At 62.0% G+C, this 14,304-nt stretch carries 13 protein-coding genes; 10 read left to right on the top strand and 3 right to left on the bottom strand.

Annotation, left to right across the window (positions count from 1 at the left end; translation table 11 throughout):
- The first annotated feature begins 2 nt into the window (after positions 1-2).
- The 6 genes from HEP89_RS06775 to HEP89_RS06750 all read left to right on the top strand — a co-directional run bounded on the left by HEP89_RS06775 (position 3) and on the right by HEP89_RS06750 (position 6,426).
- On the top strand, positions 3-1,631 hold the full coding sequence (locus HEP89_RS06775; RefSeq protein ID WP_168691607.1) for a long-chain fatty acid--CoA ligase: 1,629 nt from the start codon (positions 3-5) through the stop codon (positions 1,629-1,631).
- Positions 1,621-2,439, top strand: coding sequence for an SDR family NAD(P)-dependent oxidoreductase (locus HEP89_RS06770; RefSeq protein WP_168691606.1), 819 nt, complete (start codon positions 1,621-1,623; stop codon positions 2,437-2,439). The genes HEP89_RS06775 and HEP89_RS06770 overlap by 11 nt, the downstream gene beginning before the upstream one ends.
- Positions 2,440-2,937: a MaoC family dehydratase gene (locus HEP89_RS06765; RefSeq protein ID WP_197923156.1), complete on the top strand. Its 498-nt coding sequence runs from the start codon at positions 2,440-2,442 to the stop codon at positions 2,935-2,937.
- Positions 2,931-3,917 (top strand): nitronate monooxygenase family protein, encoded by a 987-nt coding sequence (locus HEP89_RS06760; protein ID WP_055656990.1) that lies wholly within the window; start codon positions 2,931-2,933, stop codon positions 3,915-3,917. The genes HEP89_RS06765 and HEP89_RS06760 overlap by 7 nt, the downstream gene beginning before the upstream one ends.
- A gap of 9 nt (positions 3,918-3,926) precedes the next feature.
- The gene (locus tag HEP89_RS06755) at positions 3,927-5,162 is read left to right on the top strand and encodes an acyl-CoA dehydrogenase family protein (protein ID WP_168691605.1); all 1,236 of its coding nucleotides are present in this window, start codon (positions 3,927-3,929) and stop codon (positions 5,160-5,162) included.
- A 235-nt stretch (positions 5,163-5,397) separates the two neighbouring features.
- Positions 5,398-6,426: a phosphotransferase family protein gene (locus HEP89_RS06750; protein ID WP_168691604.1), complete on the top strand. Its 1,029-nt coding sequence runs from the start codon at positions 5,398-5,400 to the stop codon at positions 6,424-6,426.
- A 108-nt stretch (positions 6,427-6,534) separates the two neighbouring features.
- Here the strand turns inward: HEP89_RS06750 and HEP89_RS06745 are convergent, their stop codons facing one another.
- From HEP89_RS06745 to HEP89_RS06735, 3 genes are all read right to left on the bottom strand, one after another.
- Complete coding sequence (locus HEP89_RS06745) at positions 6,535-8,649, bottom strand: 3-hydroxyacyl-CoA dehydrogenase NAD-binding domain-containing protein (protein WP_168691603.1); 2,115 nt, start codon at positions 8,647-8,649, stop codon at positions 6,535-6,537.
- Between the two features lie 99 nt (positions 8,650-8,748).
- Complete coding sequence (gene tsaA / locus HEP89_RS06740) at positions 8,749-9,213, bottom strand: tRNA (N6-threonylcarbamoyladenosine(37)-N6)-methyltransferase TrmO (RefSeq protein WP_022999211.1); 465 nt, start codon at positions 9,211-9,213, stop codon at positions 8,749-8,751.
- A 46-nt stretch (positions 9,214-9,259) separates the two neighbouring features.
- Positions 9,260-10,168 (bottom strand): helix-turn-helix transcriptional regulator, encoded by a 909-nt coding sequence (locus HEP89_RS06735; RefSeq protein WP_209014470.1) that lies wholly within the window; start codon positions 10,166-10,168, stop codon positions 9,260-9,262.
- 287 nt (positions 10,169-10,455) lie between these two features.
- Here HEP89_RS06735 and HEP89_RS06730 point away from each other — a divergent pair, with 287 nt between their 5' ends.
- The 4 genes from HEP89_RS06730 to HEP89_RS06715 are packed head-to-tail and all read left to right on the top strand — an operon-like array spanning position 10,456 to position 14,299.
- Positions 10,456-11,391 carry a branched-chain amino acid ABC transporter permease gene (locus HEP89_RS06730; RefSeq protein ID WP_022999209.1) on the top strand — a complete coding sequence of 312 codons (936 nt, stop codon included), beginning with the start codon at positions 10,456-10,458 and terminating at the stop codon, positions 11,389-11,391.
- A 3-nt stretch (positions 11,392-11,394) separates the two neighbouring features.
- Positions 11,395-12,729: a high-affinity branched-chain amino acid ABC transporter permease LivM gene (gene livM, locus HEP89_RS06725; RefSeq protein WP_031268733.1), complete on the top strand. Its 1,335-nt coding sequence runs from the start codon at positions 11,395-11,397 to the stop codon at positions 12,727-12,729.
- Positions 12,726-13,571, top strand: coding sequence for an ABC transporter ATP-binding protein (locus HEP89_RS06720; RefSeq protein ID WP_022999207.1), 846 nt, complete (start codon positions 12,726-12,728; stop codon positions 13,569-13,571). Before livM ends, HEP89_RS06720 begins: the two co-directional genes overlap by 4 nt.
- Positions 13,568-14,299, top strand: a complete 732-nt coding sequence (locus HEP89_RS06715) for an ABC transporter ATP-binding protein (RefSeq protein WP_022999206.1) — start codon at positions 13,568-13,570, stop codon at positions 14,297-14,299. The genes HEP89_RS06720 and HEP89_RS06715 overlap by 4 nt, the downstream gene beginning before the upstream one ends.
- Positions 14,300-14,304: the final 5 nt, after the last annotated feature.

The raw sequence follows: 14,304 nt of genomic DNA, 5'->3' as shown, positions 1-14,304 counted from the left end.
ACATGAAGGGAATGATGATGCACCGTCCGCTGAAAATCGCGGACCTCATCACCTTTGCAGCGGATACCTATCCGGCCGGTGAGATCGTGTCCGTGAGGACGGAAGGCGACATTCACCGCACCACCTACAAGGAAACCGCCGGCCGGATCGCCCGGCTGGCACATGGCCTGAAGGCACTCGGCATCACTGAAAGCGACCGGGTGGCGACACTTGCCTGGAATGGCTACCGCCATTTCGAGCTCTATTATGCAATTTCCGGCATCGGCGCCATCTGCCACACCATCAATCCTCGGCTTTCAGCGGAACAGATGATCTATATCGTCAATCACGCCCAGGACCGGGTGCTGTTCGTTGATCTCACCTTCGTGCCGATCGTTGAAAAGCTGCGGCCGCATTTTCCGGCAGATCTGCGGATCGTCATCATGACGGATCGTGCGCATATGCCTGAAACGACACTGGAAGGTGTGCTCTGTTACGAGGAAATCCTTGAGGGACAGCCGGGTGAAATCGACTGGCCGGATTTCGACGAGGATCAGGCCGCCGGGCTTTGTTACACTTCCGGCACGACAGGCAATCCGAAGGGCACGCTCTATTCGCATCGCTCCACGGTGCTGCATGCCTACGACATGTGTGTCACCATTCCCCGGGTCCTCAACGAGGGCTCGCGCATCCTGCCGGTGGTGCCGCTATTTCACGTCAATGCCTGGGGCCTGCCTTATGGCGCGCCGCTTTCCGGCTCCAGCCTGATTTTTCCGGGCGGCGCACTGGACGGCAAAAGCCTGTTCGACCTGATGGAACGCGAAAAGGTCTTTTCCGCCTGGGGTGTGCCGACCGTCTGGATAGGTCTCATGAACGAGATCCGCCAGCGCGGCCGCATTCCCGAAGGCTTCGGCGATATCGTCGTTGGCGGATCGGCTGCCTCGCGCTCTCTGATCGAGGCCTTCGAAAAACAGGGCATCAATGTCTGCCATGCCTGGGGCATGACGGAAATGAGCCCGCTCGGCACCCAGTGCAACCTGCCGCCAGAGATGGCGGATCTGCCGTTCGACCAGCGCATCGACAGGAAGCAGAGCCAAGGGCGGCGGATCTTCGGTGTCGACATGAAGATCGTCGATGATGCCGGCAATCGCCTGCCCCATGACGGCAAGACGCCGGGCCATCTCTATGTGCGCGGCAACACCATCACCTCCGGCTATTATGAGGACCCGGAAGCCTCGAAACCCGTGTTCGACAAGGAAGGCTGGTTCTGCACCGGCGATATCGCCGCCATCAGTCCTGAAGGCTTCCTGACGATCACGGACCGGTCCAAGGACCTCATCAAGTCGGGCGGCGAATGGATCAGCTCGCTCGACCTGGAAAACATCGTCATGTCTCATCCGGGGGTGGCGAATTGCGCGGTGATCGCGGTACCCGATGCCAAGTGGGACGAGCGTCCGCTGCTCATCGTTCAGCCGTCGGACGAGGCGCAGCCGCAGAAGGAGGAGATCCTCTGTCATCTGGCGGAACGGGTCGCCAAATGGCAGGTGCCGGATGACGTCGTCTTCGTCGATGCGTTGCCGATGACGGCAACGGGCAAGGTGTCGAAACTCACCTTAAGAAAACAGTTTCCGGAGTCACCGCATGACGCCTGATCACTTGTTCGGCCTTGGCGGCAAAACGGCACTGGTCACGGGCGGCGCGACCGGGGTCGGCCGAATGGCCGCCGAGGGGCTGATGGCCGCGGGTGCGCGGGTGATGATCGCCAGCCGCAAGTTGGAAGCCTGCCAGGCGGCTGCCGAAGAGCTGAACGCGCTCGGCTATTCCGGAAAGGCGGAAGGCTTTGCCGGAGATGTTGCAACGGAAGAAGGTGTTGCGGCGCTGGTGGGCGAAATCGGCAAGCGCACCGGCAGCCTGGAAATTCTGATGAACAATGCCGGCACAAGCTGGGGCCAGCCGCTTGGCGACTTTCCCTATCACGCCTGGGAGCGTGTGATGCGGGTGAATGTCACCGGGTTGTTCCAGCTGACGCAAGGCCTTTTGCCGCTTCTGGAAGCTGGCTCGAGCGACGACGATCCTGCACGGGTCGTCAACGTCGGCTCGGTCATGGGGGAAACGGCCCATGGCGACAGGGCCTACAGCTATGCGGCCTCCAAGGCTGCGGTTCATCATCTGACGCGGATCCTTGCCAAGGAGCTGGCGGAACGGCGCATCACAGTCAATGCGCTGGCCCCGGGACCTTTCGTCAGCAACATGACGGCCTTTGCAACGGCGGACGAGGATGTCCGCTCGCGTGTGGGAGCCCAGGTGCCACTCGGCCGTGTCGGCCGGCCGGAGGATATCGCAGCTGCCATGCAATATCTGTGCGGGCGAGGCGGGGCCTATATCACCGGCGCCATCCTGCCCATCAGCGGTGGCATCAATGTGGAAACCGGGCCAGACCTCTTCCAGGAGGCCTATTGAGTGAGCGCTGATACGCTGTCACGCACCCTTGCCGCAAGCGAGCTGGAAACGCTTGTCGGAACGGAGGTCGGCGTGTCTTCCTGGTACCTGATCGACCAGGCCAGGATAGACGCTTTTGCCGAGGTGACGCAGGACCACCAGTTCATCCATGTTGATCCTGAAAGGGCGGCGGAAACACCTTTTGAAGGTACGATCGCGCACGGGTTTCTGACGCTGTCGCTCCTCTCCGCGATGGGGGTTGAAGCCCAGCCGAAGATCAAGGGCGCAACGATGGGCATCAATTACGGTTTCGACAAGGTGCGTTTTCTTGCACCCGTAAAGGTGGGCAGCCGGGTCCGCGGTCGGTTTGTCCTCGCCCGTCTTTCAAGGCCGAAACCGCAAGAGGTTGATATCGTCTGGCAGTCGACGGTGGAGATCGAGAACGGCAAGCGGCCTGCGCTGGCCGCCGAATGGCTCAACCGGTTCTACCTGGAAGGAGAGGCAGACAAATCATGTTGAAGGCAAGATCCCTTCCCAAGGCTCTGCAGGGCTTGAGGCTTCCGGCCGTCGCGGCACCACTCTTTATCGTCTCGTGTCCGAAGCTGGTGATCGCCCAGTGCAAGGCCGGGATTGTCGGCAGTTTTCCGGCCCTCAACGCAAGAGACGAGCCTGGCGGTCCGGTTGTTCTGGAAGCCTGGCTGAAGGAGATCACCGAAGCGCTGGACCGGCACAACCAGGAAAATCCGGATCGGCCTGCCGCGCCTTTCGCGGTCAACCAGATCGTCCACCGGTCCAATGAGCGACTGGAGCGGGATGTCGAGATCTGCACGCGGTGGAAGGTGCCAGTCTGGATCACGTCCATGGGCGCGCGTGTCGAGGTGAACGAGGCGGCCCATTCCTGCGGCGGTATCGCCCTGCATGATGTCATCAACAACACCTACGCAAAAAAGGCCGTCGAAAAAGGCGCCGACGGGCTGATTGCGGTGGCGGCAGGGGCAGGTGGTCACGGTGGCCCGCAGTCACCTTTCGCGCTGGTGCGCGAGATCCGGGAATGGTTCGACGGTCCGCTGCTTCTGGGCGGGGCCATCTCCACCGGCGAAGCGCTGCTGGCGGCACGCGTTCTGGGCGCCGATCTTGGCTATGTCGGCTCGCCTTTCGTTGCGACGGAGGAAGCCAACGCGGACCGGACCTACAAGGACATGATGGTCGCAGGCGGGGCCGAGGACGTGCTGACGTCCTCTCTCTTTACCGGGCATCCGGCCAACTACCTGAAAGGCTCCATTCGCAAGGTCGGTCTCGACCCGGATCATCTGCCGGACGAGTGGGATGTCAGCGTCATGCCGGACGACAGCCCCAAGCCGAAGGCCTGGCGGGAAATCTGGGGCGCTGGCCAGGGCATCGGCGCGATCAAGTCCGTCGGGCCGGCAGCCGCCGTGGTCGAGCGCTTGGAAACCGAATACCGCGCCGCCATTGAGCGGCTGCGCGCCGATATCTGTTAGGGGGAAGTGATGGATCTTGGAATGACCGAACGGGTGCGACCGCTGATCGAGCAGGTGCGCCAGATGGTGGAAACCGAAATCGCCCCTCTCGACCGGGAATATCACGAGGAAGTCGGCCGTCACCCGTCCGGTGATCGGTTCCGGATGACGGAGCGCCAGCTTGAAATTCTGAACAGCCTCAAGGCCACGGCCAAGGAACGCGGGCTCTGGAATTTCTGGCTGACGGACAGCGAAAAAGGCTTCGGCCTGACGACCGTGGAATACGCCTATCTGGCCGAGGAAATGGGCAAGGTCGGCATTGCCGCGGAAGTCTTCAACTGCAATGCCCCCGACACGGGCAATATGGAAGTGCTGGAGCGCTACGGCACCGAGGCTCACAAGGAAAAGTGGCTGAAGCCTCTGCTTCGGGGCGATATCCGCTCGGCCTATCTGATGACGGAGCCCGATGTTGCCTCCTCGGATGCCACCAACATCGCGCTGACGGCTGTGCGCGATGGCGATGCCTGGGTGCTGAATGGCGACAAGTGGTGGGCAACGGGTGCGGGCGATCCGCGCTGCGCGCTCTACATAGTCATGGCCGCAACCGATCCGGACGCCCACAAGCACAGCCGCCATTCCATGTTCCTGATCCCGGCGGATGCCGAGGGCATCGAAGTGCTGCGGCCGATGCATGTCTTCGGCGCCGACGATGCGCCGCACGGCCACATGCATATCCGTTTCACCAATGTGCGGGTGCCGCAGGAAGACCTCGTGCTGGGTGAAGGTCGGGGTTTCGAGGTTGCACAAGGACGCCTCGGTCCGGGCCGCATTCACCACTGCATGCGGGCCATCGGCCAGGCTGAAAAGGCGCTGGAACTTCTGTGCAAGCGAGCCATGGGCCGGGAGGCCTTTGGCAAGAAGCTGATGGATCTTGGCGCCAATTACGACATCATCGCCAATGCGCGCATGGAAATTGAAATGGCCCGTCTGCTCTGCCTCAAGGCAGCCTGGGTGATGGACACACAGGGCACCCGTGCCGCGCAGCCGTGGATCAGCCAGATCAAGGTGGTGGCGCCCCTCACCGCCCTGAAGGTGGTCGACGAGGCCATGCAGGTGCATGGCGCCGCCGGCATCAGCCAGGACTTTCCGTTGGCGGCCATGTGGACCCACCTGCGCACCCTGCGCTTTGCCGATGGTCCCGACGCCGTCCACCGTCGCCAGGTTGCGCGCACGGAGCTGCGGAAATATTCCAACGGGAAGCTGTGAGGATGGAGTGTCCGCTGCAGGTGAAGCGGCTCTCCGAAACAGAGACTCCGTCCACCCCTTTCCTCATCCTGAGGAGCCGCCCTTGCGGCGTCTCGAAGGATGGGCCCCTTGCTCCAGTGTTTGCCGCCCATCCTTCGAGACAGCGCTGCGCGCTTCCTCAGGATGAGGAGGTGAGGAAGACAACGGCCGATGGACTGGTTCAAGGAATGGGTTTCACCACACGGACATCCCGCTCATGACCTTGGGCACGGACCTCGACCTCACGGCCTTAGGTAGCTGGCTGGAAGGGGCTCTTCCCGGCTTCAAGGGCCCGCTCAAGGCCGAGAAGTTCAACCGGGGGCAGTCCAACCCCACGTTCCGGCTCAGCGCAGCGTCTGGTGACTATGTCCTTCGCCGCAAACCACCCGGCGTGCTGCTGAAATCAGCGCACGCGGTCGAGCGTGAGTTCCGTGTGCAAAAGGCGCTGGCCGGGTCGGATGTGCCGGTCGCACGCATGCATGTCCTGTGCGAGGACGACAGCGTGATCGGGTCTGCGTTCTACGTCATGGATCTCGTCCGGGGCCGCAATTTCGATGAACCGCGATTGCCGGATCTGGATCCGCAAACACGGCGTGGCATTTACGACGAGCTGAACCGCGTCCTGGCGGCCATCCATGGCATTGATCTGGAAGCGCGCGAGCTTGCCGACTACGGCCCCGGCGGGAATTACTACCGCCGCCAGATCGACCGCTGGACCAAGCAATACCGGGCAAGTGAAACCGGCCCTATTCCCGCGATGGACGAACTCATTGCCTGGCTAGACGCCAATGTGCCCGAAGACGACGGACGGCGCACGCTGGTGCATGGCGACTATCGCATCGACAACCTCTTGTTCGCGGTAGATGGGCCAGCCTGCGTTGCCGTGCTCGATTGGGAACTGTCGACCATCGGCCATCCGTTTGCGGACCTGGCAGCCTTGATCATGCAGTGGCAGCACCCGCCCGGCACCGAAGGCCGGGGGCTGGCCGGCGTTGACCGCAAGCCGCTGGGCATTCCGGAAGACCAGGACTTCATCGACGCATACTGCGCCCGCATGGGGCTCACCGGCATTCCGGGTTTCGGTTTCTACCTGGCCTTCGCCTTCTTCCGCATGGGGGCGATCCTTCAGGGCGTCAAGAAACGCGCCCTCGACGGAAATGCCTCCAATCCGGAGCTCGGTCTGAAGCTGGGCGAGAGCGTTCCGCACTACGCCGCTGGCGGCTTGAAGGCGGCCCGACAAGGCTAGACACCCTCCAGAAAGCCGCAAGAGGCTCGTCCGGGGCGACATCTTGTGTGGTGGCGTATGCTTTTACCCATCAACACCGCGCGCAGCGGCGCGGGTTGCCGCCCTTAGTCACCCCTTCGCGTTCATCACCGCAAAGGTTCCACCAGTTTCGGCGATCTCCCGCAGGAGAGCCGGGACTTTCCAGTAGTAGGTGTCTTCCCTGGCATACTCTTCGATCCGGCGAACCAGTTCACCCGCGCCGATGACATCTGCCGTGTGCAGCGGGCCGCCGCGGAAACGCGGGAAGCCGTAGCCGTTGAGGAAGACGGCGTCGATGTCGATGGGGCGAAGCGCGATGCCTTCCTCCAGAACGCGCACGGCTTCGGAAATCATCGCGGTCATGAAGCGGCTGACGATTTCATCTTCCGTGAAGCTGCGCGGCGTGACACCGGCCTTCTCCCGTTCCGCGTCGATGATCGCGAGCGCTTCCGGGTTCGGCCGGGAACCCTGATCATCGTAGATGTAAAAACCCTGACCGGTCTTGCGTCCGAACCAGCCGTTTTCACAAAGACGGTCGGCAATCGGAATGTAGCGTTCTTCGGCTGGGCGGGTGGCGGCGCGGCGCTTGTTGGCGGCCCAGCTGATGTCGAGCCCGGCAAGGTCGGCCACCTGGTAAGGCCCCATGGCAAAGCCGAAGCCGCGCATGGCAGTGTCGATCTGTTCCGGCGAGGCGCCATCCATCATCATGTAATCGGCGGCCTTCTTGTAGAAGGTCATGATGCGGTTGCCGATGAAGCCGTCGCAGACGCCCGAGCGCACGGCGATCTTCTTCAGTTTCCTGGCCAGTGCGAAGCCGGTCGCAACCACGTCGTCGCCGGTCTTGTCGGCAACCACCACTTCCAGAAGTCGCATCACGTGGGCGGGCGAGAAGAAATGCAGGCCGATGACATCCTGCGGACGGGAGGTCGTCGCGGCGATCTCGTTGATGTCGAGATAGGACGTGTTCGAGGCAAGCACGGTGCCGGGCTTGCAGACCTTGTCCAGCGTCTGGAAGATGTCGCGCTTGACGCCCATGTCCTCAAAAACGGCCTCGATGACGAGATCTGCATCCGATAACGCGCCAAGATCCGTCGAGGTGCCGAGTTTCGCGGCCAGAATGTCGTCGCGGCCAGCTTCCGAAAGCTTGCCGCGTTTGACCGCACCGTCGAGGTTCCTGGTGATCGTCGCAACACCGCGGTCAAGTCCGTCCTGGTCGCGTTCGGTCAAGGTTACGGGCAGGCCGGCCAGCAAGATGGCAGTTGCGATGCCGGAGCCCATGGTGCCGCCGCCGATGACACCGACAGAGTTGATCTCGCGCGCGGTCGCGGTGGCTTCGGGGATCTTGGTGACGGCGCGTTCGGAAAAGAAGGCGTGGATCAGGCCGGCCCGCTGCGGGCTCGCCATGCATTCCTCGTAGAGCCGGCGCTCTTCCTTCATGCCGTCGCGGATCGGCAGGTGGCAGGCTTCGACGGCATCGACGCATTTGTGCGGCGAGAACAGCAGCGGCTGGCTCTTGGCGAGCTTTGCCCGCATCGCCTCGATGGCGGCGGGGTCCGGTTCGGCGGTCAGATCACCCGTCTTGCGGTTCGGCAGATCACCGGCCAGAAGATCTTTGGCGGAGGAGAGGGCAACGTCACGCGGATCGCCTTCAACGATCCGGTCGATCAGGCCGTTGGCCAGGGCCTCGTCGGCACCCATAGGCTTACCGCTGGTAATCATGTCGAGAGCCGTCGCGATACCGGCAAGCCGGGGGGCACGCTGGGTGCCGCCGGCGCCCGGCAGAATGCCGAGCGTCACTTCGGGCAAGCCCACTTTCGAACCCTTCAGCGCCACGCGCGCATGGCACGACATGGCAACTTCCAGGCCGCCACCAAGCGTGGTGCCATGCAGGACGCAGACGATCGGCCTGGAGGCGCTTTCGATGAAGTTGCACAGTTCGGGCAGCCACGGGTCGAGCGGCGGCTTGCCGAATTCGCGAATATCGGCACCGGCAATGAAGGTCCGTCCCTTCGCATAAAGCGCGATCACCTCAACGCCGTCGGTCTGCTGCAGGGTTTCCACTGCCTGCCACAAGCCGGAGCGGATCGCGTGGGAGGCAGCATTCACCGGCGGATTGTCGAGAGCGATGAGGCCGACAGAGCCGTTGATCTCGATCGAGACGACGTCGTTGATACCGGTTTCGTCGGCAGGGGTTTCCGTAGGCATGAATTCCTCCCAGGGCGCCAGTCGGGGCGCGAATTTTGGGCCGGATTGTCAGGTCCGGGCAGAGCTTGTCAAGGTGACCGAAGAGGGCAAGTGAAGTGTTCAGTCCTTCGGCGGTGCTTTCGGTGTGAAAGCACAGCGGTCAGGTTTCAGGTCGATAAGCGGGGTGCCGTCGAGGCAGTCAAGCCCGCGCACGATCAGGTTCGGACCATCGACGGAAACGAGTTTTGCCAGAACGGTGCCAATCGGGTTCGGCCGGACGGGCGAGCGCAGGGCAAACGTGCCAAAAATGTTGTCGCTATGTGCCGGGTTCTGGACGATGAGATCCCGCCGGGCCTTGTCGAGCCAGTAAAGCAGTTCAATCCTGTCGTATTCTTCGATGCCCTTCAGTGCCGGGACCCAGGGCTCGAAAATCTCGATCCGGCACTCTGGTCCGTCAACCTTGCCCTGGCGCGGGCAATCCTTGCGGTCCTTCCAAGGGGTGTGGATCCTGCCGATGAAGAAGAGCCTTGCATCGTCCGGTTCCTGGATCGGAACCGAAATTTCATGCGGGCGGATATCGCTCATCGTTGTCTTTCCTGAATGTATGCCGGAACACTGAAGGCGGCGCGGGTCAAGCGGACAACCAGCGGACGGAGCCGTGGCCGGCCAGGTCATAACCGCCGAGCGCCGCGGCCTTGTCCTGGAACTCTGACGTTCGTGCAAATTCGAACAGCATCTGAACCGGCGGGGTGAAAAAGGAGCGCCGATCGATAAGCAGGTCGAAGCATTCCTCGGCCAGCGGCACGAAGGCCAGCTTGAAAGGTCTTGCCGCGGTTTCGATGCCGAGCGCGGCATCGGCTTCACCGGCGGCAACGGCCGACGCCGCATCGTTTTCCGTGTGGGCGGTGGCAGGGCCGGTGGTCAGATCTGCTTCGCTCAGGCCGGCATCGGCAAGCAATCTGGAAAACAGGAGGGCAGTGCCGGTGCCCGGCTGGCGCATGGCAATGCGCCTGCCTTTCAGATCGGCAACGGATCGAACAGTCGGTGCAGCTTCCTGGGAAACCAGAAGGCCGCGTTTGCGGGATGCCCAGCTGATCAAGACCGCGTCCTTCAGGCCCAGTTCGCTGACTGACGCGACATTCCAGCCGTTTTCTTCCGGCAGATGCAGGCCGGCGAGGGCGGCGTCTCCGGCCGCAAAGCGGTTCAGACCGTCCGCGCTGCCGTTGCACAGCATGGCCAGTCCGCAACCGGAAGCATGAACCGCCCAGTCCAGCAGGGGGTCGTGTGATCCGGCCAGAACGCCAGGGCGTTCCGGTGTCGCGGCGGCAGTCGGACCTTCGATCCAGGACCGCAGTTCGGCTGCGGGGAACAGGAGTTTGCCCGTGATTCGCCGATGCGGGATCTCGTTGGCGGCGGCAAGGTCGTAAACCTTGCGTTCCTTGACCCGCAAAAGGTCGGCCACTTCCTTCGTGGTCAGGAACTGAAGCTGCTGTGTGCCGGTGTCGTGCAAGGTGTTGCCCATGATTGATTCAAGGGACATTATCGGAGGAACTTCCGGGGAGACAAGACTGTCCGGAGAGACTTCGCCTGGTCGGTTTGACGGATAAAGGAAACCGTACCGCCCGGGCCGGATTTTTCTGACCTGATTTTTTAAAAAGTGGAATAAATTTCCTCAAAGTTCGAAAAGAGGAAATCTTTTATTTTTATCTTTTGCCGGATACGAGAGGAATTGTCTCACCTCGCGTGACTTGCTAATGAAGCTTTAATGAAGGCAAAAATGCCTCGTTCAAAGAAGCAGCAATGGCTTCCGGGGGTAACAAAAAGAATATGGATTACTTTTTACAGCAGCTGATCAACGGCGTGACGCTAGGGTCGATCTACGGCCTGATCGCCATTGGCTACACGATGGTGTACGGCATCATCGGGATGATCAACTTCGCCCATGGTGACATCTTCATGGTCGGCGCCTTCATCGCGCTGATCTTCATCGTCGCTTTCGGCATCACGGCAGGCCTGCCAGTGGCGCTCCTCATTCTGGCGCTGATCGGTGTCCTGGTCATTTCGATGGCCCTGACGGCGGCCTGGGGATGGACGGTCGAGCGGATCGCCTACCGCCCTCTGCGCGGCTCCTTCCGCCTGGCGCCGCTGATCACCGCGATCGGCGCTTCCATCACGCTTCAGAACTTCGTTCAGATCTCGCAGGGCGCGCGCAACAAGCCTCTGCAGCCCTTGATCTCCGGCGGCTTCACGCTGAGCGACGGCGGACCGGACGGAACCGGCTTCATCGTGCAGCTGTCCTACACGCAGATCCTGATCATCGTGGTGACCGTCGTTCTGATGGTCGGCTTCACCTTCCTGATCAACAAGACCTCTCTGGGCCGTGCGCAGCGCGCCTGCGAGCAGGATCGCAAGATGGCGTCGCTCGTCGGTGTCAACGTCGATCGGACGATCTCGCTGACCTTCGTCATGGGTGCAGGTCTTGCGTCCGTCGCAGGTCTGATGTTCCTGCTCTACTACGGCGTGATCGACTTCTACATCGGCTTCCTGGCCGGCGTGAAAGCCTTCACCGCTGCGGTTCTTGGCGGTATCGGCTCGCTGCCGGGTGCCATGCTCGGCGGGTTGCTGATCGGGCTCATCGAGACCTTCTGGTCCGGCTATTTCTCGGTCGAGTACAAGGACGTTGCCGCCTTCTCGATCCTGGCGATCGTGCTGATCTTCATGCCCGAAGGCCTGCTCGGCAAGCCGGAAGTGGAGAAGGTCTGATCCATGTCAGCAAAATCTGAGAACCTCTTCATGGTGTCGCTCAAGGATGCGGCGGCCGGGGGTGCGATCGCGCTTGCCCTGTTCGGTGTCCTGATCGGCATGAAAGCCGAGGTCGCAAGCGGCCTTGGCGGTCAGCTCGGCATTGAATACCGCTGGGCAGCCGTTGCCATTGCAGTCGCCATCGTCTTCGGTGGGCGGCTGCTCCTCAACCTGTTCGTCTGGAAGGCCGACAAGCCGGTCACCGAAACAGCGAAAGGCTTCCTGCCGAGCGCCAAGCCCCTGGCCAAACTCGGCAAGTTCGCGATGCCGGTGTTTCTGATCCTGGCTGTGGTCCTGCCGTTCCTGCTGATGTCGGCCTATGGATCGCGCGGGTCGCGCCAGTATCTCGACCTTGCCATTCTGGTGACCACCTACGTGATGCTCGGCTGGGGCCTGAACATCGTGGTCGGTCTCGCCGGCCTGCTTGATCTGGGATACGTCGCCTTCTACGCGGTCGGTGCCTATTCCTACGCGCTGCTGGCCCAGTATTTCGGCTTCTCCTTCTGGATCTGTCTGCCGCTCGCCGGCATCCTGGCCGCTTTCTGGGGTATCATCCTGGGCTTCCCGGTGCTGCGTCTCAGGGGGGACTATCTTGCCATCGTGACGCTGGCCTTCGGGGAAATCATCCGGGTGGTCCTGCTCAACTGGTATGACTTCACCGGTGGCCCGGACGGTATCTCCGGCATTCCGCGGCCGAGCTTCTTCGGTATCGAATTCGAGCGCGGCCCGGGCGGCTTCGCCGACACCTTCGGTCTGGAATACAATTCCATTCACCGCATCATCTTCCTCTACTACCTGATCCTGATCATGGCTCTGGTCACCAACTTCGTGACCATGCGTCTGCGCAAGCTGCCGGTCGGGCGGGCTTGGGAAGCCCTGCGCGAGGATGAAATCGCCTGCCGCTCGCTCGGCATCAACACCACCAACACCAAGCTGACCGCTTTTGCGCTCGGTGCGATGTTCGGCGGTTTCGCGGGCTCGTTCTTCGCCACCCGGCAAGGTTTCATCTCGCCGGAAAGCTTCACCTTCATCGAATCCGCGGTCATCCTGGCGATCGTCGTTCTCGGCGGTCTTGGCAGCCAGATCGGTGTCGTCATCGCCGCAGTCGTGATGATCGGTGGTTTCGAGTTCTTCCGCGGACTGGAAGAATACCGCATGCTGGTGTTCGGGCTCCTGATGGTCGTCATCATGGTCTGGAAACCGCGCGGCCTCATCTCCACCCGCATGCCGTCGATAACCCTCAGCGGCAAGAAGGCCAAGGGCATCAGTGCCGACCTCGTTCAGGAGGGCCACGGATGAGCTCCTGGGATACAAACCCCGTCCTGACGATCGAGCATCTGACCATGCGCTTTGGCGGCCTGGTCGCCATCGACGATCTGTCGTTCAATGTCGGGCGCGGTGACATCACCGCCCTGATCGGCCCGAACGGCGCCGGCAAGACCACCGTCTTCAACTGCGTTACCGGCTTTTACAAGCCGACCGAAGGGCGGGTCGTGATGAACCGCACCAACGGCGAGCATTACCTGCTTGAGCGCATGGCGGATTTCCAGATCTCTGCGAAAGCCAAGGTCGCCCGTACCTTCCAGAACATCCGCCTGTTCGGCGGCATGACCCTTCTGGAGAACCTGATGGTCGCGCAGCACAATCCGCTGATGCTGGCTTCGGGCTATTCGCTTGCGGGTATCTTCGGTCTGGCAACCTTCCGCAAGGCAGAGCGTCAGGCAGTCGAAAAGGCGCGTTACTGGCTGGAAAAGACCGCGCTCATCGACCGGGCGGACGCCCCGGCCGCTGACCTGCCTTACGGCGACCAGCGCCGTCTGGAAATTGCCCGGGCCATGTGCTCCGGTCCGGAGCTGCTGTGTCTGGACGAACCGGCCGCGGGCCTGAACCCCAAGGAAAGTGGCGAACTGAACGCGCTCCTGCAGTACATCCGCAAGGAGCACGGCACCTCTATCCTTCTGATTGAACACGACATGAGCGTTGTGATGGAAATTTCGGATCACGTCGTGGTTCTGGACTATGGCGAGAAGATCTCCGACGGCACGGCGGCCGCAGTGAAGGACGATCCGAAGGTGATCGCCGCCTATCTGGGCGTACCGGACGAAGAAGTCGACGCCGTGGAAGAGGAGGTCGGCATATGACAACCTCCAACCACCTCCTGGAAGTCAGGAACGTCGAGACCCACTACGGCAAGATCATCGCGCTGCGCGGTGTCGATCTGACCGTCGACCGGGGCGAGATCGTCTCCCTGATCGGGGCCAACGGCGCCGGCAAGTCGACGCTGATGATGACCATCTGCGGCACGCCGCAGGCCAGCTCCGGCCAGGTCATCTACGACGGCGAAGACATCACCCGCATGCCCACCCACCAGATCATGCGCAAGTCGATTGCGCAGTCTCCGGAAGGGCGGCGGATCTTCCCGCGCATGAGCGTGATGGAAAATCTGATCATGGGTGCGGAAATGGCCGGCAACCACGATCTGGAAGCAGGACTTCAGCGCGCCTTCGACCTGTTTCCGCGCCTCAAGGAGCGCCGGAACCAGCGCGGCGGCACGCTTTCGGGCGGTGAGCAGCAGATGCTGGCGATCGCCCGGGCCCTGATGTCCAACCCGCGTCTTCTGCTTCTGGACGAACCGTCTCTCGGCCTTGCACCGCTGATCGTGAAACAGATCTTCGATGCTATCCGGGATCTCAACCAGAGCGACGGTCTCACCGTCTTCCTGGTGGAACAGAACGCCTACCATGCGCTGAAACTGGCACACCGGGCCTACGTGATGGTGAACGGCAAGATCACCATGTCGGGTTCCGGCAAGGAACTGCTCGCCCGCGAGGACGTGCAGGCGGCCTACCTCGAAGGCGGAAGACACTAGGAGCG

Origin of the sequence: Labrenzia sp. 5N, assembly GCF_012395805.1 — a bacterium.
Lineage (GTDB): Bacteria > Pseudomonadota > Alphaproteobacteria > Rhizobiales > Stappiaceae > Roseibium > Roseibium algicola.
Note: the sequence above shows the minus strand (reverse complement) of the source record. Positions and strands in the feature narration are given on the sequence as shown.